The organism is Pseudomonas multiresinivorans (assembly GCF_012971725.1).
In the GTDB taxonomy this organism is placed as follows: domain Bacteria; phylum Pseudomonadota; class Gammaproteobacteria; order Pseudomonadales; family Pseudomonadaceae; genus Pseudomonas; species Pseudomonas multiresinivorans.
This window is the reverse complement of the sequence record NZ_CP048833.1, coordinates 2587618-2608709: the sequence shown is the minus strand read 5'-3', so window position 1 is coordinate 2608709 and position 21092 is coordinate 2587618. Positions and strand designations below refer to the sequence as shown.

Below are 21092 nucleotides of genomic sequence, written 5' to 3'. Positions count from 1 at the left end.
ATTAAAAGACAGGTTGATCGCGCGAATGCCCACCGCTTCCTTCGACATCGATTACGCCGCGCGCCAGCTGTTCCGCCATTTCCTAGACGAATGGCGCGCTCGCCCCACCCTGCCGCCCGTGGCTCCCCTGCTCGGCGGCCTGGGCTTGCCGCCGAGCGGAGAAGCGGCAGCCACCGAGATGAACTTCGCCCGCTACTATCGCCTGCTGCAGCAGGCCGCCGGGTTGCTCGGCCCGAGCGACTTCTACCTGCGCCTGGGCCAGCGCTACAACCTTTATGACCTGGGAGTGATCGGCTACGCGCTGATCAGCGCGGCGAACCTGCGGCGCTCCTGGGACATCTCCCTCGGCCAGCCGTCAAGCCTGATGCCGCACCCGATCCACACCCACCGCGAGGAAGTCGGCGAGCACATTCGCCTGACGCTGCAATTGCCGCCTTTCAGTGAAGTAGAGCGCATCGCGCTCTGCGAGGAATGGCTGAGCAGTACCTGGCGCTGGTTGTGCCAGCGCTTGCCGGACCTGGAACACTGCGCCGACATGCAGTTGCACCTGCCCTACCCGCCGCCGGCCCATGCGGCGCTGTACCGCCAGATATTCCCCGGCCCCTGCCATTTCAATGCCGGCCAGGCCGAGCTGTGGATGCCGAAGCCATTCCATGACCAACCCTTCTCCACCGCCAACCCCTCGGTGAGCCAGCTGTGCCAGGCCCAGGGAGCGGCAACGCTGGCCAGTTTCGAACGCGGCCCGGCGCTACCAGACGATGTGCGTTACTACCTGTTGCAGAACGCGCGCATCCCCCTGCCGGACCTGGAGCAGACCGCCGCCTGGTTGCGCCTGCCGCCGCATACGCTGCAACGCCGGTTGCGCGAGCACGGGCTGACCTTCAAGGGCATCGTGCTGGAGGTGCGGATGGCGCTGGCCCAGCGTTATCTGCTGGCCAGCCGGATGGCGTTGCAGGAGATTGCCTTCCTGCTCGGCTACGAACACGTCACCAGCTTCCACCGGGCATTCCAGCGGTTTACCGGGACGACACCGGAGCGGTTCCGCGCCAACGGTGGGAAGGAGCAGCCGTAGGGTGCATAACCTGGAACAGGTTATCCGCCGGCAACACCACGGCGGATAACGCTGGCGCGTTATGCGCCCTACGGATTATCGAGGCGCACTCAGGCTTCTTTCTCGCAATTGATCATCCACGGCACCCCGAAGCGGTCTTCCACCGCGCCGAACAGCTCGGCCCAGAACGTCTGGTCCAGCGGCATGGTGACCTTGCCGCCCTTGCCGAGGGCGTCGAAGAGACGCCGCGCCTCGGCCTTGCTGTCGACGTTGAGGGTGATCGAAACGCCCTTCACGCCTTCGTACTGGCCGCACTGGGGCGAGGCATCCGAGCCCATCAGCACGTGGCCGTCCACCTCCAGGCGAACATGGATGACACGGTTCTTCAGCGCCTCGGGCATGTCCTCGCAGCCCGGCGCATCGGAGAAGCGCATCAGCGCCGGCAGCTCGGCGCGCAGCACCTCGGCGTAATAACGGAAGGCTTCCTCGCAGTTGCCGTCAAAGACCAGGTAGGCATTCATCAACATGGCGGTGTCCTCCAGATTCAGGATTTGCTGGCGATTTCGGCGCGCAGGCGTTCTTCCTGCTCACGCAGTTCCGGGGTGAATTCGGCGCCGAAGTCCTCGGCCTCGAAGATCTGCCGGATTTCGATCTCGGACTGCCCATCGAAGGGATTGGGCGAGCGCTTGACCCAGTCGATGCACTCCTGCAGCGACGCGGTCTGCATGATCCAGAAGCCGGCGATCAACTCCTTGGTTTCGGCGAACGGGCCGTCGATCACCTGCCGCGAAGCGCCATCGAAGCGCACCCGTGCGCCCTTGGCGCTGGGGTGCAGCCCTTCGCCCGCCAGCATCACCCCGGCCTTGACCAGTTCCTCGTTGAACGCCCCCATGGCGGCGAGCAGTTCTTCCTTGGGCATCACACCCGCCTCGGAGTCGGCGGTGGCTTTGACGATCACCATGAAACGCATGGGTTTTCTCCTCTTGTCATTCTCTTGTAATTGCCAGCGTGGCGGCCGGTTTCATCCGGTTCCTGACGAATAGTCGAAGGGCGTGACGGCGAATCGACAGCCCACGCAAAAATATTCTCAGGGGTGCTACGGGGGCTTTGAGCATAGGTCGCGCCAAGGCCTGCAGCCGGCGAAATGGGAAAATTCGCTATGGACGCCCAGGGCCAACGCCATTAGAACGTGCCGTTCGGAAAACTCCGGGCGCCCCCATGCAGGTCCAGCTCATTCCCGTCATCGAACTGTTCTACCTGGTCGACTCCGTGCCGGTGCCGACCGAGGGGCCGTACTGGGAGCACGTGGAAAGCTGGCGGGCCTTTCATGAGCGCAATCTGAGGGCCAGCGGCTTCGACCCGAGCCTCAGGCCCTACCGGCCGGGTAGCGCACTCCACCGTATCGCCGAGCTGAGCGATGCTGACATTTCGCGCCTGATACGGCTGCACTGTGAAGAGGGGCTGACGGGCTCGGGGGACTGGAAACAGATTCAACCCCTGCCCGGCGGCTATGTACTGCGGATGGGCAGTCTCGATGTCCTGTTCCCGCAGTGCTGCAGCGACCTGGGCGACCTGCACAGCTGGAAGCGCATCGCCGCCGGCAAGGGTGCCTACCTCTACAGCGGCCACCCTTCGCCCCATATCAGCCTGCAGAACCAATCCGCCAATTTTGACTTCAACGGACCGGGCGAAGGCTTTTCCCCACCGCCGCCGCTGCATTCGGTGACCGTGCCGCTAAGCGAACTGACCCGCGCCGTGCACGCTGCCGACCGGGAACTGCGAGTCTTCGCCGCGCGCCTGACGCTGGTATGCGCAGAGCAGGCGCTGCGCGTACCGGACATCGAAACCCTGCTCATCGGGCGCTAACCTTCCGGGCTGGACAGTCTTCTCCGCGCTTCTTAGATTCAGACCTTTTCGCACGACACGGAGCATTGCCCCATGAGCCTGGAATCGGTTCGCGCCTTCTTCGCCGAGAAAGCCCCCGACATCGCCATCATCGAGCTGGAAACCAGCACCGCCACCGTCGCCCTGGCCGCCGAGGCCCACGGCGTGGAGCCGGGCCGCATCGCCAAGACGCTATCCCTGCGCGTCGGCGAACGCACCGTGCTGGTGGTAGCACGCGGCGATGCGCGGCTGGACAACCGCAAGCTCAAGGAAGCCTTTGGCGGCAAGGCCAGGATGCTCGGCGCCGAGGAAGTCGTGGAGTTGACCGGCCACCCCGTAGGCGGGGTCTGCCCGTTCGGCCTGGCGACGCCGTTGCCGGTGTATTGCGATGTGTCGTTGCAGGCGTTCGATGAGGTGCTGCCGGCGGCCGGCGCGGTGCACAGCGCTGTGAGGATCGGGCCGCAGCGCATGGCGGAGCTGGTGGCGGCGGACTGGATCGATGTCTGCCAGGAGCTGGTTGATCAACCCGCTTAGGTTTGCCGACCCACCGCGGACGAAGTCCGCTCCTGCACCCGATGGAAATTCTCGGTAGGAGCAACTGTCTTCTTCCGGTGAATCCGTGCCGATACTTTCCCCTCACCCCAGCCCTCTCCCGAAGGGAGAGGGAGCCGTCCGTGCCCGTTGACGCCGAAGTTTCATCCTGCACCGAACGGTCCCCTCTCCCTTTGGGAGAGGGTTAGGGTGAGGGCCGACCCAAGCGCAGAAGCATCTCGCAGGAGCGGACTCCGTCCGCGATTGGCGTCAGGCCGCTCCGATCCGCCAAGGTATATCCCCTGCCCCACCACTGTTGCCACAGCAACACCCGCCCAACACTTTGCTGTTTGCCCAGCGCCTCAACTGTTGGCGAAAAACACCAAACCATTGATTTACAAGACTTTTAAATTCCGGCACAGCTTGTGCAATGACCTGGACAGACAGGCCCGAACACCGGGCCGATTCATCTGCCCCGAGGTCGCTGTACTGCCATGTCCCAACTCCCCGAGTCCGCCCACTACGACATCCGTGAGCCGAACGCCCAGGTAATCGCCTCCGACGCCGAGGCCATCGACGTCGCCCACAAGGTTGCCGCCTTCCTGCTCGAAGGCGCCGCCGAGCGCGACCGCAACCGCGAAGTCCCGCCGGAAGTGGTCGAGGTCTACTCCAACAGCGGCCTGTGGGGCATCAGCGTGCCGCGTGCCTTTGGCGGCGCCGAGGTGTCCTACGCCACGCTCGCGGAAGTCATCGCCATCATCTCCGCCGCCGACCCGTCGCTGGGGCAGATTCCGCAGAACCACTACTGCCTGCTGGAGGACATCCGCCTGCAGGGCAGCGACGAGCAGAAGCGCTTCTTCTTCGACCTCGCGCTCAAGGGCAACCGCTTCGCCAACGCACTGTCGGAAACCGGCGGCAAGACCGTGCAGGACATCCAGACCCGCCTGCGCCGCGACGGCGACCATGTCGTGCTCGACGGTCGCAAGGGTTACTGCACCGGCTCGCTCTACGCCCACTGGCTCGGCGTGCTGGGCCTGGACGAACAGGGCAATGCCCAGCTCGCCTTCGTCCCACGCGGCACGCCGGGGCTGGTGATCGTCGACGACTGGGCGAGCATCGGCCAGCGCACCACCTCCAGCGGCACCGTGCTGGTGGAAGGCCTGCGTGTGCCGGCGTTCAACGTCTTCCCAACCCACCGCTCCTACGACGTGCCGACCCTGGCCGGCCCGTTCGCGCAGCTCACCACCGCCGCCATCGATGCCGGCATTGCCCGCGCCGCGCTGCGCGACACCATCGCCTTCGTCCGCGAACAGGCGCGCCCGTGGATCGACGCCGGCGTGGAGAAGGCAAGCGAAGACCCGCTGACCATCATTCAGGTCGGTGAACTGGGCATCCGTATCGAAGCCGCCGACGCTCTGCTGGAACGTGCCGGCAAAGTGATGGATGCCGCCCGCCCGGCGCCGGACGAAGACAGCGTGGCCCGAGCCTCGGTTGCCGTGGCCAAGGCCAAGGTGCTGACCACCGAGGTCGCCATCGACGCCTCCAACAAGCTGTTCGAGCTGGGCGGCACCCGCTCCACCCTCGCCCGCCACGCCCTCGACCGCCACTGGCGCAACGCCCGCGTGCACACCCTGCACGACCCGGTGCGCTGGAAGTACCACCTGGTCGGCAACTGGCTGCTCAACGACAAGCGCCCGCCGCGCCACGACTGGAACTGAGGCCATCGCCATGAGCAAGCAGATTCGCCTCAACGCCTTCGCCATGAACTGCGTCGGCCACCTCTCGCCCGGCCTCTGGCGCCACCCGCGCGACCAGCAGGCCGCGCGCTACACCGACATCCATTACTGGATCGAACTGGCGAAAACCCTCGAACGCGGCAGGATCGACGGCCTGTTCCTGGCCGACGTGCTGGGCGTCTACGACGTCTACCACGGCAACGCTGACGCCGCGCTGAGCGCCGGCGCCCAGGTGCCGGCCAACGACCCGCTGCAGATCGTCCCGGCCATGGCCGCGGCCACCGAGCACCTGGGCTTCGGCATCACCGCCTCGGTGTCGTTCGAGCACCCGTTCCCGTTCGCCCGGCGCATGTCCACACTGGATCACCTGACCCGTGGCCGCGCCGGCTGGAACATCGTCACCTCCTACCTCAACAGTGGCGCGCGCAACCTGGGGCTGAAGCAGCAGCTCAACCACCAGCAGCGCTATGCCCTGGCCGCCGAGTACCTGGAGGTCTGCTACAAGCTCTGGGAAGCCAGCTGGGACGATGACGCCGTGGTCGCCGACCGCAAGAGCGGCGTCTACGCCGACCCGCGCAAGGTCCACCCCATCGAGCACAAGGGCGAGCACTTCGAGGTGCCCGGCTTCCATCTCAGCCAGCCGTCGCCGCAGCGCACGCCGGTTCTGTACCAGGCCGGCGCGTCGAGCCGTGGCAAGGCCTTTGCCGCGGGCAACGCCGAGTGCGTGTTCGTCGCCGCGCCGACCAAAAACATCCTCCGCGACCAGGTGGCCGACCTGCGCCGCCTCGCCGTGGAAGCCGGCCGCCAACCCGGCGACGTACTGGTGCTGAACCAGCTCACCGTGATCGTCGCGCCGACCGATGCCGAAGCGCTGGCCAAGCTGGAAGACTACCGCCAGTACAGCGACCGCGAAGGCGCCCTGGCGCTGGTTTCCGGCTGGACCGGCATCGACTTCGGCCAGTACGCGCCGGACCAGGTGTTGCGCCACGTACAGAGCGACGCCATCCAGTCCGCGGTGGACGCCTTCAGCGCTGCCGACCCGGAGCGCCAGTGGACGGCAGCCGAAATCGCCGACTACTGCGCCCTGGGCGGCGACGGCCCGCTGCTGGTGGGTTCGCCGCAGACCGTGGCGGACCAGCTGCAGGCCTGGGTCGAGGAAACCGACGTGGACGGCTTCAACCTCTCCAGCCTGGTGGCGCCGGAAACCTTCGTCGACATCGTCGACCTGCTGGTGCCGGAACTACAGGCGCGCGGCCTGTTCAAGCGCGAGTACGAACAGGGCACGCTGCGCAACAAGCTGTTCGGCCAGGGCGACCGCCTGGGCGCTTCGCACCGCGCGGCCAGGCTGCGCAGGGGCCGCGCATGATGGACGGCTGGTTCCGCAACCTCGACTGGCACGACCTCGGCCAGGCCTGCCTGGACACCCTCGCCATGCTCGGCGGCGCGCTGGCCTTCACCGTATTGCTGGGTCTGCCGCTGGGCGTGTTGCTGTACCTCACCGGCAAGCGCCAGCTGCATGCCAGACCCGGCCTGTACCGCGCGCTGTCGGTGGTGGTGAATATGCTGCGTTCGCTGCCGTTCATCATCCTGCTGATCGTGCTGATCCCGGTCACCACGCTGGTCACCGGCACGTCGCTGGGCGTGCCCGGCGCCATTCCGCCGCTGGTAGTGGGCTGCACGCCGTTCTTCGCGCGGCTGGTGGAAACCGCCCTGCGCGAAGTCGACCGCGGCCTGGTGGAAGCCACCCAGGCGATGGGCGCCAGCACCTGGCAGATCATCTGGCACACCCTGCTGCCGGAAGCGCGCACCGGGCTGATCGCCGCCGTCACCGTGACCGCCATCGTGCTGGTGGACTACACGGCGATGTCCGGCGTGATCGGCGGCGGCGGCCTCGGCGACCTGGCGATCCGCTTCGGTTACCAGCGCTTCCAGACCGACGTGATGATCATCACCGTCGCCCTGCTGATCCTGCTGGTGCAGGCCCTGCAGATGAGCGGCGACCGCCTGGTGGCGCGCTACACCCGACGCTGAATTCCCCGCCCACTCCCTCTCCGGGAGCGGCACCCAGAACACCCGCCGGCAGCCGGGCCCCGCTGCCACCAAGGCCCCACGTCCACACCACGACGGCCCACCCACTAATGCCCCAAGGAGCAACACCCATGAAAAAGGCCATCGCCATTCTGGCGGCCGTCGTCGCCTTCTCCGCCCACGCGGGGGAGAAACTCGTTGTCGGCGCCACCCCGGTGCCGCACGCGGAAATTCTCGAGTTCGTCAAACCGGAACTGGCCAAGGAAGGCGTCGACCTCGACATCAAGGTCTTCACCGACTTCATCCAGCCCAACCTGCAACTCGCGCAGAAGAACCTCGACGCCAACTACTACCAGTACCGCCCGTTCCTCGATGACTTCAACAAGACCCGCCACACCGACCTGGTGCCGGTGGTGGGCATCCACATCGAGCCGTTCGGCGCCTACTCCACCAAGTACAAGTCCCTCGCCGAGCTGCCCGACGGCGCCAGCGTGGCCATCCCCAACGACCCGGTGAACACCGGCCGCGCCCTGGTGCTGCTGGCCGAGAGCGGCCTGATCAAGCTCAAGGACCCGAGCAACCCGCAGTCCACCGAGCGCGACATCACCGACAACCCCAGGCACCTGAAGATCCGCGAACTGGAAGGCGCGCTGCTGGCCCGCGCGGTGAAGCAGGTCGACCTGGCGTTCATCTTCGCCAACTACGCGCTGGAAGCCGGCATCGACACCAAGAGCGCGCTGATCGTCGAGAAGGGCAAGGACCTCTACGCCGAGTTCCTGGTGGCCCGTCCGGACAACATCCAGGACCCGGGCATCCAGAAGCTGGCCAAGGTGCTGAATTCGCCGGAAGTCCGCCAGTTCATCCTGACCCGCTACAAGGGCGAGATCGCGCCGGCGTTCTGATCGAGGCCCAGGCGCGGGTAGAGAGCCCCTCTCCCCCGCCCTCTCCCGCAAGCGGGAGAGGGAGCCAAAAGCCCGCCGGCTGACGCATCCGCTTCAACGCACACGGACAGTCCCCTCTCCCTTCAGGGAGAGGGTTAGGGAGAGGGAATTCCCTGCTCCGCAACCACAGGAAACCGCATGACCAACGAATCCGCACCCAAGGACCTTCGTGACCAGGCGCCCCGGCTACTCCCGGCGCGCCGTATCAGCAACGACGCCCAGGCCATCGACGCCGCCCACGAAGTGGCCCGCCTGGCGAAACCCGGAGCCGCCGCCCGCGACCGCGAGCGCGCGCTGCCCTGGAGCGAACTGGAACACTTCACCGCCCTGGGCCTTGGCGGCATCAGCATCCCCCGAGAGTACGGCGGCGCCCAGGTCTCCTACGCCACCGTCGCCGAAGTCTTCCGCGTGATCTGCGCCGCCGACCCGGCACTGGGGCAGATCCCGCAGAACCAGTTCGGCCTGCTCAACGTCATCGACAGCGTCGCCAGCGAGGCACAGAAGCGCGTGCTGTTCGGCGGCGTGCTCAACGGCCGGCGCATCGGCAATGCCGGGCCCGAGCGCAACACCAGAAACACCCTGGAACTCAAGGCGCGCCTGCTGCGCGATGGGGACAACTTCCGCGTCAGCGGCGAGAAGTTCTACTCCACCGGCGCGCTGTTCGCCCACTGGGTAGCGGTGAAGGCTATCGACGAGGAAGGTCGTGCAGTGATGGGCTTCGTCGAACGCGGCGTGGATGGCCTGCGCATCGTCGACGACTGGTCCGGCTTCGGCCAGCGCACCACCGCCAGCGGCACCGTGCTGCTGGATAACGCACCCGTCGCCGGATCCCTGGTGATCCACAACGGACGCCTGGCCGACATCCCCAACATCCAGGGCGCCGTCTCGCAACTGATCCAGGCCGCCATCGACGCCGGCATCGCTGCCAACGCCCTGGAAGACGCCATCGACTTCATCCGCACACGCACTCGCCCCTTCATCGACGCGAACGTCGAGCAGGCCAGCGAAGAGCCCTTCACCATCGCCGAAATCGGCCGCCTGCAAGTCGAACTGCACGCCGCCGAAGCACTGCTGGAACGCGCCGGCCACGTACTCGACGAAGTCAGCGCGCGTCCCATCGACGACGAATCCGCCGCCCGCGCCTCCATCGCCGTGGCCGAGGCCAAGGTGCTGACCACCGAGATCAGTCTGGCCGCCAGCGAGAAGCTCTTCGAGCTGGCCGGCAGCCGCGCCACCCTCGCCGAATTCAACCTCGACCGCCACTGGCGCAACGCCCGCGTGCACACCCTGCACGACCCGGTGCGCTGGAAGGTCCAGGCGGTTGGCGCCTACCACCTCAACGGCGCCCGCCCCGCGCGTCATTCCTGGATCTGAGGAGCGCCGATGAACAGCATCGTTTTGTCTAACCCAGAGCTGGCCAATCCCGTCCATATCATCCGCAGCGACGACGAAGCGCTCGACGTCGCCCGTACCCTGGCCGACGACTTCCGTGAAGACGCCATCGCCCGCGACCGCGAGCGGCGCCTGCCGTGGGACGAGCTCGAGCGCTTCAGCCGCTCCGGCCTGTGGGGCATCACCGTACCGCGCGAGTATGGCGGCGCGGGCGTCTCCCGCGTCACCGTGGCCCGGGTGATCGCCATCATTTCCGCTGCCGACGGTTCGCTCGGGCAGATTCCGCAGAACCACTTCTACGCCGTCGAACTGCTGCGGGTGAATGGCAACGACGAGCAGAAAGCCCGCCTGTTCGCCGAGGTGCTGGCCGGCGTGCGCTTCGGCAATGCGCTGGCGGAGATCGGCACCCGTACCGCCCATGACCGCACCACGCGCCTCAAGCGCGAGGACGGACGCCTGCGCATTCACGGCCGCAAGTTCTACTGCACCGGCGCGCTCTATGCGCAGCGCATTCCGACGCTGGTGATCGATGACGATGGCCTGCAGCAGTTCGCCTTCATCCGGCGCGACACTCCGGGCGTCGAGATCATCGACGACTGGTCCGGCTTCGGCCAACGCACTACCGGCAGCGGCAGCGTGGTGTTCGATGGCGCGCAGGTCAGTGAGGACGACATCGTCTCGTTCCAGGCAGCCTTCGAACGCCCGACCACCGTTGGCCCTTACGCGCAGATTCTGCATGCGGCCATCGATGTCGGCATCGCTCGGGGCGCTTATGAAGACGCACTCAGTTTCCTGCGGGAAAAGGCGCGGCCGTGGATCGACTCGGGGGTCGACAAGGCCAGCGATGATCCGCTGGCGATCAACGAAGTCGGCCGCCTGGCGATCCGCCTGCACGCCGCCGAAGCGCTGCTGGACCGCTCCGGCCGGGTGCTCGACGCAGCCACCGCCGAGCCGACCGCCGAAAGCGTGGCCGCCGCCTCTATCGCCGTGGCCGAGGCGCGGGCGATCACTACAGAGGTTTCGCTGCTGGCCGGCAGCAAGCTGATCGAACTGGGCGGCAGCCGCGCCAGCCTCGCCGAACTGGGCCTGGACCGCCACTGGCGCAACGCCCGCGTGCACACCCTGCACGACCCGGCGCGCTGGAAGTACTACGCAGTGGGCAACTACTACCTCAACGGCCAGTTGCCGCCGCGCCGGGGGACGCTGTGATGCCCTGCGCCATACCGGTTTTCCGTAGGAGCGGACTCCGTCCGCGATCAGCCCCCACTGTGCGCCCCATCGCGGACGGAGTCCGCTCCTACGAAAGCAATCCGCAGCAGACCGGGTGGGTTTCGAGTAGGAGCGAGCTCGCTCGCGAACAGCCCGAGCGCCCGATGGTTCGCGAGCAAGCTCGCTCCTACAGGGCCTCTGCCAGCGAGGATTTCCCATGAGCCAGAAACAGATTCTCCTCAACGCCTTCAGCATGAATTGCGTCGGCCATATCAACCACGGCCTGTGGACCCACCCGCGCGACCGCTCGACGGACTTCAACAAGCTCAGCCACTGGACCGACCTTGCCCGCCTGCTGGAGAAAGGCCTGTTCGACGGCCTGTTCCTGGCCGATATCCTCGGTGTCTACGACGTCTACCAGAACGGCATCGAGCTCACCGCGAAAGAAGCCATCCAGCTGCCGGTGAACGACCCGCTGATGCTGGTCTCGGCCATGGCCGGCGTCACGCAGAACCTGGGCTTCGGCGTCACCGCCAACCTCACCTACGAGGCGCCCTACCCGTTCGCCCGGCGGCTTTCCACCCTCGACCATCTGACCGATGGCCGGGTCGGCTGGAACATCGTCACCGGCTACCTGGAAAGCACCGCCCGCGCCATGGGCCAGGACCGGCAGATCGACCACGACCGCCGCTACGACCGCGCCGACGAGTACCTGGAGGTGCTCTACAAGCTCTGGGAAGGCAGCTGGGAAGACGACGCGATAATCGCCGACCGCCAGCGCCGCGTCTACGCCCAACCGGGCAAGGTGCACAAGGTCCGCCACCACGGCGAGTTCTTCGACGTCGAGGGCTACCACCTCAGCCAGCCCTCACCGCAGCGCACGCCGCTGCTGTTCCAGGCCGGCGCGTCGAACCGCGGGCTCGCCTTCGCAGCACGCCACGCCGAGTGCGTGTTCGTCTCGGCGCAGACCCGTGAGGCCACCCGCGTGCTGGTGAACCGCATCCGCCAGGCTGCGGTAGACGCGGGCCGTCGGGCGGACGACATCAAGGTGTTCATGGGCATCAATGTGATCGTCGCGCCGACCGAGGCCGAGGCGCGCGACAAGCTCGCCGAGTACCGCCGCTTCGCCAGCGCCGAGGCGGGCCTTGCACACTTCGCCAGCACCACCGGCATCGACTTCTCGCGCTATGCGCTGGACGAGCCGATCCGCTACGAGAAGACCAACGCCATCGAGTCCGCCACCAGGGCCCTGACCGTCGCCCGCACCGACGCCACCGTGCGCCAGTTGCTGGAGCAACTGGCCCTCGGCGGTCGCTACACCACACTGGTGGGCGATCCGGTGCAGGTCGCCGATGAGCTGCTGGGCTGGATCAACGATGCCGGGCTCGATGGCTTCAACCTGACCCGCACCGTGGAGCCGGAAAGCTACGCCGACTTCATCGAATGGGTCGTGCCCGAACTGCAGAACCGTGGCGCCTACAAGACCACCTACGCCGACGGCACCCTGCGGGAAAAACTCTTCGGCGCGGGCCGCGCCCGACTGCCCGCGCGGCACGTCGGCGCGAGCTATCGCCAGGCAACCGCCACTGGAGCGACTCCAGCCTTCTCTCTTTAAAAGGCCGTCAGGCTCTAAAACCCATAAGGACTCGTTGCCATGCATGCACGCTTCAAGCTCACCCTCGGCCTCTCGCTGAGCCTCCTCGCCGCCGGCCTCGCCCAGGCCGCCGACACCCTGCGCCTGGGCACCACCGCCGCCTTCGCGCCGCCGCTGGAAGTGGCGGTGAAGGAAGCCGCCCAGCAAGGGCTGAAGGTCGAGCTGGTGGAATTCACCGACTGGAACGCGCCGAACATCACCCTCGACCATGGCGACATCGACGCCAACTACTTCCAGCACACGCCCTTCCTGGAGAACGCCAACCGCGAGGGCGGCTTGCACCTGAAGGCCTTTGCGCCGGGGATCATCAACAACGTCGGCCTCTATTCGACCAAGTACAAGGCCATCGCCGACCTGCCCGAAGGCGCCAAGGTCGCCATCGCCAACGACCCGATCAATGGCGGCCGCGGCCTGCAGCTGCTGCAGAAAGCCGGGCTGCTCAAGCTCAAGGATGGCGTGGGCTACAAGGCGACCCTGGACGACATCGTGGCCAACCCGAAGCACATCCAGATCATCGAGCTGGAAGCCGTGCAACTGGTGCGCGCGCTGGACGACGTCGACCTCGCCCAGGGCTACCCGCACTACATCCGTCTCGCTGGGACTATCGATCCGAACAGCGCGCTGCTGTTCGACGGTATCGAGAACAAGGAGTACGTCATCCAGTTCGTCACCCGCGATGACTACAAGGACCCGGACGGCCGGCTCAAGCAGTTCGTCGATCTCTACCAGCACTCGCCGCAGGTCCGCGCCGCGCTGGACAAGGCCCACGGCTCGCTCTACCAGCCGGGCTGGAATTAATGCACCGGAAACGTCTCCGCCAACGATAGCCCTCTCCCCTGCCCTCTCCCTGAAGGGAGAGGGAGCTGTCCGCAGCACACCGAACATTGGTGCCACGCCGGTGCCTCCGGCCAAAAGCCCAAATTCCCGAATACACCGAACCAGTCCCCTCTCCCTTCAGGGAGAGGGTTAGGGAGAGGGCAGTAGCCCCGCTCCAAACTCCAGAACAGGCCCCCACCATGGTCAGCTTCAACCGCAACCTCGAACTCGCCACCCAGCACATCGCCCTGCGCGGACTGGGCAAGACCTACGCCGGCCACCATGGCCCGGTAGAGGCGCTCAGCGATATCGAACTCTCCGTCCGCCGTGGCGAAGTGTTCGGCATCATCGGCCGTAGCGGCGCCGGCAAGAGCTCGCTGATCCGCACCCTCAACCGCCTGGAAAATCCCAGCGTCGGCCAGGTGCTGATCGACGGCGAGGACATCGGCGCCTTCGACGCCCAGCAACTGGTCGGCCTGCGCCGCCGGGTCGGCATGATCTTCCAGCACTTCAACCTGATGTCGGCCAAGACGGTGGCGCAGAACATCGCCCTGCCCCTGCGCGTGGCCGGCGTGCCGAAGGCGCGCATCGCCGAGCGGGTGGACGAACTGCTGCAGCTCGTGGGACTGCAAGACAAGCGCCACGCCTACCCGGCACAACTCTCCGGCGGGCAGAAGCAGCGCGTCGGCATCGCCCGCGCGCTGGTGCACCAGCCGGAAATCCTGCTCTGCGACGAAGCCACCTCGGCGCTGGACCCGGAGAGCACCCAGGCCATCCTCGCGCTGCTGCGCGATATCAACCGCCGCCTCGGCCTGACCATCGTGCTGATCACCCACGAGATGGCGGTGATCCGCGAAATCTGCGACCGCGTGGTGGTACTCGAACGTGGGCGGATCGTCGAACAGGGCGATGTCTGGGAAGTCTTCGGCAACCCGCAGCACGAAGTCAGCCGCACCCTGCTCGGCTCGCTGCAGCAGCACCTGCCGCCGGACCTGCTGGCGCGCCTGGAGCAGCCGTCGGACAACGAAGTCATCCTCGACCTGCACTACACCGGCGTGCGCGAACAGGAGCCGGACCTGCTGGCCATCGCCCAGGCCCTGGGCAGCCGCATCAGCCTGCTGCACGGCGGCATCGAGCGCATCCAGGGCCGCGCCCTCGGTCGCCTGCTGCTGAGCGTTTCCGCCCCTTCCTCCACCGCTCCCGAGTTGCTCGAACGTGCCCGCGACGTCGCCGATCGCCTGGAGGTGCTCACCCATGCCTGATCGCTTGCTGCAAGGCCTGCTCGATACCCTGATGATGATCGGCGCGTCCTCGGCCATCGTCCTGCTGGTGGGCATTCCGCTGGCCCTGGTGCTGGTCACTACCGGCCCCGGTGGAATCTTCCAGGCGCGCCTGGTCAACCGGGGCCTGGGCAGCGTGGTCAACGTACTGCGCTCGATTCCGTTCCTGATCCTGATGGTCGCGCTGATTCCCTTCACCCGCCTGATAGTCGGCACCAGCTACGGCGTGTGGGCCGCCGTGGTACCGCTGACCATCGCCGCCACGCCGTTCTTTGCACGCATCGCCGAAGTCAGCCTGCGCGAGGTCGACCACGGCCTGATCGAGGCGGCGCAGGCGATGGGCTGCCAGCCCCGGCACATCATCTGGAACGTGCTGCTGCCCGAGGCGCGGCCGGGCATAGTCGCCGGCTTCACCATTACCCTGGTGACCATGATCAACTCCTCGGCCATGGCCGGCGCCATCGGTGCCGGCGGCCTGGGCGACCTGGCCTACCGCTACGGCTACCAGCGCTTCGACACCCAGGTGATGCTCACCGTGATCATCCTGCTGGTGGCGCTGGTGACGCTGATCCAGTTCGGCGGCGACCGCCTGGCGCGCTGCCTCAACAAGCGCCTGTGACGTTCGTCGGCTGATTCCGCCACAGCCCTGCTCCCCCGCGGGTTGCGTCTAACCTGACAACACACCCGCCCCTCCGTGCCCCGGCACAGTTCGTGGATGCGTGGCGTCCCTGTGCTCACTGCGGAGACGTTCGTCATGGCCAACCCCCTTTCAACCCTCGGTATCGTGCATACCGCCATCAGCCTGGTGCCCCTTGTTGCGGGCATCTGGGCGTTCTATCAGGCAGGGCGCATCGACCCGCGCAGCCGTGTCGGCAGGTGGTATGTCTACGGAATGATCCTTGGCGTGCTCACGGCATTCGGGCTCTCCAGCACCGGCGGTTTCAACGCAGGGCACGCCATCGGCATCCTCTGCCTGGTCGCCATTGCAGTGGGTAGCTATGCGCAGCGCGTCGGCGCACTCGGCGGCCTGGGTGAATATTTGGAAACGGCGGCGATGAGCTTCAGCTTCTTCCTGATGATGATCCCGACGCTCAACGAATCGCTGTCGCGGCTGCCGCCCTCCAACCCCATCGGCCAGGGCCCGGACTCGCCGCCGGTGCAGACTGCCGTGATGATCGCGCTACTGGTTTTCTTCATCGGCGTGCTCTACCAGTTCTACCGCATCCACCGTCGCCGCATGCCGCCGGCACGCCCGGCGCACTGAGGGTCTATGCTGGCGGCGTCATCCTTCCGGAGCGCCGCCATGACCGTCCGCCGCATCGTCGCCAACCTCGCCACCGGCAAACCTGCCGAGGTGGCCCGCTTCTACCGCGAGCTGTTCGATCTGGAAATCGTGATGGACCATGGCTGGATTCTGACGCTCGCCAGCGGCGAGTCGACCCTGGCGCAGGTCAGCCTGGCCAGCGAAGGCGGCTCCGGCACACCAGTGCCGGACCTGTCCATCGAAGTGGACAATCTCGACGAAGTCCATCAGCGTGCCCTGGCTGCCGCGTACGCGATCGTCTATCCGCTGACCACGGAGCCCTGGGGCGTGCGTCGATTCTTCCTGCGCGATCCGCTGGGAACGCTGCTCAACGTGCTGGAGCACTGCTGACGGCCAACCGTTCGTCACTCGCCCGGTCGAAAACCCGCTTCGTCCGGCAAACCTCCGACCAGGACCTAAACTGCATTGGCGCAGGTTTGCTCCCATGCAGCACGGTCGACGCGCCTGCCCCGACAGAGGACCGCGCAGCAGCCGAACACCGCGCAGTCCGAAGCCCGCCTCAGCGCAAGCATCCTGCGTGAGCACCGCCATGCCAGAGCCATTGGAATCGTCATCATCCGCGCCGTCCGTGCCATTGCAGGCGCAGGTCCACACCCTGGCGCCGGCTTCGCCCCAGGCGCTTCCCGTCATGACCCGTGTTCGTCAGTTCACCGCCCGCCTGGGCGGCCTGCTCGCGTCACGCCCCAGCCCTTCCCCCCGGATGCCGACGGGCAACTCGAAGGAACAGCCCCAGGAGACCACCATGAGTATCCGCAACTCCAAGGACCCCGTTGATGGCGCCAGCCGACCCGACACGCAGCGCCCCTTCGCCAACCCGGATGATCATCTGTCGCAACTCTACGACCTGCCGCCCGGTCAACTGCCGGACGCCCTGGGCACGGCTCCCGGCCAAACCTCCAGCTATTCGCCCGGCGCCACCGACTACGCCCTGAAACAGCAGCAGAGTGCGCAGCACACCCTGGCCCAGTTGGACCATCTCGATGAAACGCTGCAGAGGGAAGCGAACCGTGCCACCGGCAAGCCCGGCGGAGCGGCCGGCACCATTCCGGACAGCTCGCTCAGCCCGGCCGATCAATTGCTGGCGGCAGCGGTATCCCCACAATCCAGCGATACCGAGAATGTCCTGCAGGACGTGCAGAGCACCCTCGATTCCCTGGCCGGAATGGCCCAGGGGCTGTCGCAGCAACGGCTGGACTCGATCAAGGAGCGCGAGGTACTGGACGCGCGCCATGAACAGGCCGATGAGCGCGAACGCCTGCTCAACGAGCGCGAAGATACCTTGCGCCAATGGGAGCAACGCCTGCAGCAGGAGAAATCCGCCCTGACCCGGCTCGGCGAGCAGCAGGCCGCCACACTGGCCGAACGCAGCGCCACATTGCAATCGCTGGCGGAGTCCGTCGACAGCCGCGATCGTGCGACCGCCAAGCGTGCCGAAGTGTTGCAGGCCGAACAGGAACAGCTGGAGCGCAAGCTCGCCCAGATGCGCGTGCGCCATACCGAACTGGATGGACGTGAAACGATGCTGCAACAGAAGGACAACGAACTGACCGAACGCTTCAAGCAACTGGTGGACGCCAAGGAGCGTTTCAGTGCCATCGTCCGCAGCTTCAACGAAACGGTGCGCTTCAATACGGCGCTGAGCGCCATCAGCAAGACCGTCGGCGGACAATCCAGCGAACGCTGAAGCGCCGCCCAATGCCGGGGCCGATCGGCCCCGGCCGCCTCGCCTCAGCGATTGAGGAAGCCCAGCAGGTCCTCGTTGACCTGGTCGGCCAGGGTGGTGCACATGCCGTGCGGCCCGCCCTTGTAGACTTTCAGCTCGCCCTTCTGCACCAGCTCCACCGAGCGCCGGCCAGCCGCATCGATGGGCACGATCTGATCGTCGTCGCCGTGGAGGATCAGCGCCGGCACGTCGATCTTCTTCAGGTCCTCGGTGTAGTCCACCTCGGAAAACTCGTGGATGCACAGGTACTGCCCCAGGTGCCCGCCGGTCATGCCCTGCAGCCAGAAATTGTCGATCACCCCCTGGGACTGCTTCGCGCCGGGCCGGTTGTAGCCGTAGAACGGCACCGCCAGGTCCTTGAAGAATTGCGAGCGGTCTTCCTTCACGCCCTTGCGGATGCCATCGAACACGTCGATCGGCAAGCCGCCAGGGTTGGCCGCGGTCTTGAGCATCAGCGGCGGCACCGCGCCGATCAGCACCGCGCCGGATAACCGCTTCGTGCCGTGGCGGCCGATGTAGCGTGTCACCTCGCCGCCGCCGGTGGAGTGGCCGACCAGGGTTGCGCCCTTGAGGTCCAGTGCATCGATCACCGCCGCCAGGTCGTCGGCGTAGGTGTCCATGTCATTGCCGTTCGCCGGCTGGCCCGAACGGCCGTGGCCGCGCCGGTCATGGGCGATGACCCGGTAGCCCTTCTGCACCAGGAACAGCATCTGCGCGTCCCAGGCGTCGGCATTGAGCGGCCAGCCATGGGAGAACACCACCGGCTGACCACTGCCCCAGTCCTTGTAAAAGATTTCGGTGCCATCTTTCGCTTTCACGATGCTCATTTGGGTCGTTTCCTTCAGGGATTGGTTGAAAAGAAACGCCGCAACTCCAGCGACTACGAACCGCTCTACGGCGGCCTTGAGCATAGACAGCGCGGTGACGCCGGCAGCCCAGGCAGACGGCTTTCCGACGAGCGACGGCAGCCGCCTGCGACTCAGCCGATGCCGGACTCGAACAGCCTGCCGAGCCAGTCGGAAAATACCCGCAAGCGCCGCGACATCTGCCGCCGCACCGGATACAGCACACTCACTGGCAGCGGCGGCGGCTGCCAATCGCGCAACACCTCCACCAACTCGCCGCTGGCAAGGCCCTCACGCAGGTGGTAGCGCGGCGCCTGGATCATCCCGAAGCCGGCCCGGCAGGCGGCGATGTAGGCATCGGCGTTGTTCACCGTGATCCGGCTGGGCAACCGCTGGGTACACAGTTGGCCGTCGAAGCGGAACTCCAGGTCGAAGATGCGCCCGCTGGAGGCCGACTGGTAGTTCACCGCGAAGTGCCCTTCGAGCCGCTGCGGGTGCTCGGGCAGCCCGAACTCTTGCGCGTAGGCGCGCCCCACGCAGGTGAGTTGCTCGAGTTCGGCGATACGCCGGCCGACCAGGCTGGAATCCGGCAACTCTCCGGCGCGCAGCACGCAGTCCACGCCTTCGCGCACCAGGTCCACCTGGCGGTCGTTCAGGCTCAGCTCCAGCTCGATCTGCGGGTAGCGTCGGCAGAATTCCGGCAGCGCCGGGATCACCACCAGCCGCCCCAGCGAACTGGGCAGGTCGACCCGCAGCTTGCCGCGTGGGTTGTCGGGGGAGTCGGAGAAGCAGTTCTCCGCTTCCTCCAGATCCTCCAGCAGGCGCACACAGCGCTCGTAGTAGGCCTGCCCGTCGGCGGTGACGCTCACCTGCCGGGTGGTGCGGCGCAGCAGTTGCACGCCCAGGTGCGTCTCCAACTGCTGGATCAGCTGGGTCACGCTGGCGCGCGGCAGCTGGAGGCTGTCCGCCGCCTTGCCGAAGGCCTTGAGTTCGACGATGCGGATGTAGACCTGCATGGCCTGCAAGCGGTCCATGGCGCACTCCGATTATTCATCCGGGCCGAATAGTTAAACCGCAATCTGCCGGTTTATCCATGTCTGGCAAACAACAAGAATGGTCCTGCCCCTTTCCTCTCCTGGAGAATCCCGCATGAAAACCCGCCGCCTGGGCCCGCAAGGCCCCATCGTCTCCGCCATCGGCCTCGGTTGCATGGGCATGTCCGACTTCTACACCACCGGCAGCGACCAAGCCGAATCCATCGCCACCCTGCACCGCGCGCTGGAGCTGGGCGTCACGCTGCTCGACACTGCCGACATCTATGGCCCGCACACCAACGAGGAGTTGCTCGGCCGCGCCCTGAAGGGCAAGCGCGAGCAGGTCTTCCTTGCCACCAAGTTCGGCATCGTGCGCACCCCGGACCAGCCGCAGGTACGCGGCGCCAACGGCAGCCCGGAGTACATCCGCCAGGCCGTGGAAGGCAGCCTGAAGCGCCTGGGCACCGACCACATCGATCTCTACTACCAGCACCGCGTCGACCCGAAGGTACCCATCGAGGAAACCGTCGGTGCCATGGCCGAGTTGGTGAAGGCCGGCAAGGTGCGCTTCCTCGGCCTCAGCGAAGCCTCGGCAGAAACACTGGAGCGCGCGCACCGGGTCCACCCGATCACCGCGCTGCAGAGCGAGTACTCGCTGTGGACCCGCGACCCGGAGGAGAACGGCGTGCTGGCCGCCTGTGCGCGCCTGGGAGTCGGCTTCGTGCCCTACAGCCCCCTCGGCCGGGGCTTCCTCACCGGCGCGTTGAAGAGCCCCGATGATTTCGCCGAAGACGACTATCGCCGCTCCAGCCCACGCTTCACGGGGGAGAACTTCGCGAAGAACCTGCGGCTGGTGGACAAGGTCGCTGAACTGGCCGCCGCTCGCGGCGTGAAACCCTCGCAACTGGCGCTGGCCTGGGTGCTGGCCCAGGGAGAACACCTCGTGCCGATCCCCGGCACCAAGCAGCGCAAGTACCTGGAGGAGAACGTCACCGCCGTGGACCTGGCGCTGACCCAGGCGGAGCTGCTCGAACTGGACGCGATCTTCCCGGCCGGCGCGGCCGCTGGCGGGCGCTACAGCGAACAGGTGATGGCGCTGATCCAGTAAAAGCTCTGCAGCGGCGCTCCGGTGGACGCTCGCAGCGGTTATGCTGACGGGGTCCACCGGAGGCTCCATGCGATTCGTTCCCGCCGCACTGCTCGTACTATCCTTCCTTCCCCTCGCCGCCCACGCGGATGAGGAATGCCAGGTGACGGCCGTCTTCAGCGGAGACCAGTTGACCTGCCAGCGCGCGGACGGTGGCGACACTACCATCCACCTGCGCGGCGTGACCGCTCCGGAACTGGAGGAGCCCTTCGGCCAACGCTCCCGCGCAGCCCTGGTACAGCTTGCCCTGGGCAAGAGCGCCACCCTCAAGCACGCAGAACCGCTGGCCGACGGCAGCCTTCGCGCGGCGGTGTGGGTCACTCCGGCGGAGTGCCCGAACTGCGGCCACACCCTGGATATCGGCCGCGCCCAGTTGAGCATCGGCCTCGCACGCTGGCGGCAGAGCGACGCGCAGACGCCCGAGGAAGTCGGCCAGTACCAGTTCGAGGAACACGAAGCCAAGGCGCGCCGAATCAACCTCTGGCGCAAGCCCTGAG

At 66.6% G+C, this 21092-nt stretch carries 22 protein-coding genes; 18 read left to right on the top strand and 4 right to left on the bottom strand.

Going from position 1 to position 21092, the window contains the following annotated elements; translation table 11 throughout:
• Positions 1-25: 25 nt before the first annotated feature.
• A complete protein-coding gene (locus G4G71_RS12165) occupies positions 26-1072 on the top strand; it encodes a helix-turn-helix transcriptional regulator (protein ID WP_169937955.1) in 1047 nt (348 codons plus the stop codon).
• Positions 1073-1161: 89 nt separating this feature from the next.
• On the opposite strand, the gene G4G71_RS12160 is transcribed toward G4G71_RS12165, so the two are convergent.
• Together G4G71_RS12160 and G4G71_RS12155 are read right to left on the bottom strand one after the other, a co-directional pair.
• On the bottom strand, positions 1162-1578 hold the full coding sequence (locus G4G71_RS12160) for a VOC family protein (RefSeq protein ID WP_054907933.1): 417 nt from the start codon (positions 1576-1578) through the stop codon (positions 1162-1164).
• A gap of 17 nt (positions 1579-1595) precedes the next feature.
• Positions 1596-2021, bottom strand: a complete 426-nt coding sequence (locus G4G71_RS12155) for a YciI family protein (protein WP_169937953.1) — start codon at positions 2019-2021, stop codon at positions 1596-1598.
• 248 nt (positions 2022-2269) lie between these two features.
• Here G4G71_RS12155 and G4G71_RS12150 point away from each other — a divergent pair, with 248 nt between their 5' ends.
• The 15 genes from G4G71_RS12150 (at position 2270) to G4G71_RS12080 (ending at position 17530) form a co-directional block, all read left to right on the top strand.
• Positions 2270-2917 carry a hypothetical protein gene (locus G4G71_RS12150; protein ID WP_169937951.1) on the top strand — a complete coding sequence of 216 codons (648 nt, stop codon included), beginning with the start codon at positions 2270-2272 and terminating at the stop codon, positions 2915-2917.
• 72 nt (positions 2918-2989) lie between these two features.
• On the top strand, positions 2990-3469 hold the full coding sequence (locus G4G71_RS12145; protein ID WP_169937949.1) for a YbaK/EbsC family protein: 480 nt from the start codon (positions 2990-2992) through the stop codon (positions 3467-3469).
• A 491-nt stretch (positions 3470-3960) separates the two neighbouring features.
• Positions 3961-5184 carry an SfnB family sulfur acquisition oxidoreductase gene (locus G4G71_RS12140; protein WP_169937947.1) on the top strand — a complete coding sequence of 408 codons (1224 nt, stop codon included), beginning with the start codon at positions 3961-3963 and terminating at the stop codon, positions 5182-5184.
• Between the two features lie 10 nt (positions 5185-5194).
• Complete coding sequence (locus tag G4G71_RS12135; protein ID WP_169937945.1) at positions 5195-6568, top strand: LLM class flavin-dependent oxidoreductase; 1374 nt, start codon at positions 5195-5197, stop codon at positions 6566-6568.
• Positions 6568-7233, top strand: a complete 666-nt coding sequence (locus tag G4G71_RS12130; RefSeq protein WP_169942627.1) for a methionine ABC transporter permease — start codon at positions 6568-6570, stop codon at positions 7231-7233. The genes G4G71_RS12135 and G4G71_RS12130 overlap by 1 nt, the downstream gene beginning before the upstream one ends.
• A gap of 128 nt (positions 7234-7361) precedes the next feature.
• The gene (locus G4G71_RS12125) at positions 7362-8132 is read left to right on the top strand and encodes a MetQ/NlpA family ABC transporter substrate-binding protein (protein ID WP_054907928.1); all 771 of its coding nucleotides are present in this window, start codon (positions 7362-7364) and stop codon (positions 8130-8132) included.
• 177 nt (positions 8133-8309) lie between these two features.
• A complete protein-coding gene (locus G4G71_RS12120; protein ID WP_169937943.1) occupies positions 8310-9545 on the top strand; it encodes an SfnB family sulfur acquisition oxidoreductase in 1236 nt (411 codons plus the stop codon).
• 9 nt (positions 9546-9554) lie between these two features.
• Positions 9555-10772 (top strand): SfnB family sulfur acquisition oxidoreductase, encoded by a 1218-nt coding sequence (locus G4G71_RS12115; protein ID WP_169937941.1) that lies wholly within the window; start codon positions 9555-9557, stop codon positions 10770-10772.
• 217 nt (positions 10773-10989) lie between these two features.
• Entirely contained in the window at positions 10990-12387 is a 1398-nt protein-coding gene (locus G4G71_RS12110) for an LLM class flavin-dependent oxidoreductase (protein ID WP_169937939.1), read from the top strand.
• 39 nt (positions 12388-12426) lie between these two features.
• Positions 12427-13224, top strand: a complete 798-nt coding sequence (locus G4G71_RS12105) for a MetQ/NlpA family ABC transporter substrate-binding protein (RefSeq protein ID WP_169937937.1) — start codon at positions 12427-12429, stop codon at positions 13222-13224.
• 218 nt (positions 13225-13442) lie between these two features.
• On the top strand, positions 13443-14504 hold the full coding sequence (locus G4G71_RS12100) for a methionine ABC transporter ATP-binding protein (RefSeq protein WP_169937935.1): 1062 nt from the start codon (positions 13443-13445) through the stop codon (positions 14502-14504).
• Positions 14497-15141 (top strand): methionine ABC transporter permease, encoded by a 645-nt coding sequence (locus G4G71_RS12095; protein WP_169937933.1) that lies wholly within the window; start codon positions 14497-14499, stop codon positions 15139-15141. The genes G4G71_RS12100 and G4G71_RS12095 overlap by 8 nt, the downstream gene beginning before the upstream one ends.
• Before the next feature lie 135 nt (positions 15142-15276).
• Entirely contained in the window at positions 15277-15786 is a 510-nt protein-coding gene (locus G4G71_RS12090) for a hypothetical protein (protein ID WP_240964910.1), read from the top strand.
• A gap of 39 nt (positions 15787-15825) precedes the next feature.
• The gene (locus tag G4G71_RS12085) at positions 15826-16176 is read left to right on the top strand and encodes a VOC family protein (protein ID WP_169937929.1); all 351 of its coding nucleotides are present in this window, start codon (positions 15826-15828) and stop codon (positions 16174-16176) included.
• Positions 16177-16588: 412 nt separating this feature from the next.
• The gene (locus tag G4G71_RS12080) at positions 16589-17530 is read left to right on the top strand and encodes a hypothetical protein (protein ID WP_169937927.1); all 942 of its coding nucleotides are present in this window, start codon (positions 16589-16591) and stop codon (positions 17528-17530) included.
• Between the two features lie 44 nt (positions 17531-17574).
• On the opposite strand, the gene G4G71_RS12075 is transcribed toward G4G71_RS12080, so the two are convergent.
• Both G4G71_RS12075 and G4G71_RS12070 read right to left on the bottom strand, forming a co-directional pair.
• Positions 17575-18396: an alpha/beta fold hydrolase gene (locus G4G71_RS12075; protein ID WP_169937925.1), complete on the bottom strand. Its 822-nt coding sequence runs from the start codon at positions 18394-18396 to the stop codon at positions 17575-17577.
• 152 nt (positions 18397-18548) lie between these two features.
• Positions 18549-19448 carry a LysR family transcriptional regulator gene (locus G4G71_RS12070; protein ID WP_169937922.1) on the bottom strand — a complete coding sequence of 300 codons (900 nt, stop codon included), beginning with the start codon at positions 19446-19448 and terminating at the stop codon, positions 18549-18551.
• A 115-nt stretch (positions 19449-19563) separates the two neighbouring features.
• Between G4G71_RS12070 and G4G71_RS12065 the strand changes: the two genes are divergently transcribed.
• Both G4G71_RS12065 and G4G71_RS12060 read left to right on the top strand, forming a co-directional pair.
• Complete coding sequence (locus tag G4G71_RS12065; RefSeq protein WP_169937920.1) at positions 19564-20556, top strand: aldo/keto reductase; 993 nt, start codon at positions 19564-19566, stop codon at positions 20554-20556.
• A gap of 67 nt (positions 20557-20623) precedes the next feature.
• Entirely contained in the window at positions 20624-21091 is a 468-nt protein-coding gene (locus G4G71_RS12060; protein WP_169937918.1) for a thermonuclease family protein, read from the top strand.
• Position 21092: the final 1 nt, after the last annotated feature.

Excerpts from the sequence above, each read along its gene's own strand:
- G4G71_RS12165 (WP_169937955.1), top strand. The coding sequence starts at position 26 with ATGCCCACCGCTTCCTTCGACATCGATTACGCCGCGCGCCAGCTGTTC.
- G4G71_RS12160 (WP_054907933.1), bottom strand. The coding sequence starts at position 1,578 with ATGTTGATGAATGCCTACCTGGTCTTTGACGGCAACTGCGAGGAAGCC.
- G4G71_RS12155 (WP_169937953.1), bottom strand. The coding sequence starts at position 2,021 with ATGCGTTTCATGGTGATCGTCAAAGCCACCGCCGACTCCGAGGCGGGT.
- G4G71_RS12150 (WP_169937951.1), top strand. The coding sequence starts at position 2,270 with ATGCAGGTCCAGCTCATTCCCGTCATCGAACTGTTCTACCTGGTCGAC.
- G4G71_RS12145 (WP_169937949.1), top strand. The coding sequence starts at position 2,990 with ATGAGCCTGGAATCGGTTCGCGCCTTCTTCGCCGAGAAAGCCCCCGAC.
- G4G71_RS12140 (WP_169937947.1), top strand. The coding sequence starts at position 3,961 with ATGTCCCAACTCCCCGAGTCCGCCCACTACGACATCCGTGAGCCGAAC.
- G4G71_RS12135 (WP_169937945.1), top strand. The coding sequence starts at position 5,195 with ATGAGCAAGCAGATTCGCCTCAACGCCTTCGCCATGAACTGCGTCGGC.
- G4G71_RS12130 (WP_169942627.1), top strand. The coding sequence starts at position 6,568 with ATGGACGGCTGGTTCCGCAACCTCGACTGGCACGACCTCGGCCAGGCC.
- G4G71_RS12125 (WP_054907928.1), top strand. The coding sequence starts at position 7,362 with ATGAAAAAGGCCATCGCCATTCTGGCGGCCGTCGTCGCCTTCTCCGCC.
- G4G71_RS12120 (WP_169937943.1), top strand. The coding sequence starts at position 8,310 with ATGACCAACGAATCCGCACCCAAGGACCTTCGTGACCAGGCGCCCCGG.
- G4G71_RS12115 (WP_169937941.1), top strand. The coding sequence starts at position 9,555 with ATGAACAGCATCGTTTTGTCTAACCCAGAGCTGGCCAATCCCGTCCAT.
- G4G71_RS12110 (WP_169937939.1), top strand. The coding sequence starts at position 10,990 with ATGAGCCAGAAACAGATTCTCCTCAACGCCTTCAGCATGAATTGCGTC.
- G4G71_RS12105 (WP_169937937.1), top strand. The coding sequence starts at position 12,427 with ATGCATGCACGCTTCAAGCTCACCCTCGGCCTCTCGCTGAGCCTCCTC.
- G4G71_RS12100 (WP_169937935.1), top strand. The coding sequence starts at position 13,443 with ATGGTCAGCTTCAACCGCAACCTCGAACTCGCCACCCAGCACATCGCC.
- G4G71_RS12095 (WP_169937933.1), top strand. The coding sequence starts at position 14,497 with ATGCCTGATCGCTTGCTGCAAGGCCTGCTCGATACCCTGATGATGATC.
- G4G71_RS12090 (WP_240964910.1), top strand. The coding sequence starts at position 15,277 with ATGGCCAACCCCCTTTCAACCCTCGGTATCGTGCATACCGCCATCAGC.
- G4G71_RS12085 (WP_169937929.1), top strand. The coding sequence starts at position 15,826 with ATGACCGTCCGCCGCATCGTCGCCAACCTCGCCACCGGCAAACCTGCC.
- G4G71_RS12080 (WP_169937927.1), top strand. The coding sequence starts at position 16,589 with ATGAGTATCCGCAACTCCAAGGACCCCGTTGATGGCGCCAGCCGACCC.
- G4G71_RS12075 (WP_169937925.1), bottom strand. The coding sequence starts at position 18,396 with ATGAGCATCGTGAAAGCGAAAGATGGCACCGAAATCTTTTACAAGGAC.
- G4G71_RS12070 (WP_169937922.1), bottom strand. The coding sequence starts at position 19,448 with ATGGACCGCTTGCAGGCCATGCAGGTCTACATCCGCATCGTCGAACTC.
- G4G71_RS12065 (WP_169937920.1), top strand. The coding sequence starts at position 19,564 with ATGAAAACCCGCCGCCTGGGCCCGCAAGGCCCCATCGTCTCCGCCATC.
- G4G71_RS12060 (WP_169937918.1), top strand. The coding sequence starts at position 20,624 with ATGCGATTCGTTCCCGCCGCACTGCTCGTACTATCCTTCCTTCCCCTC.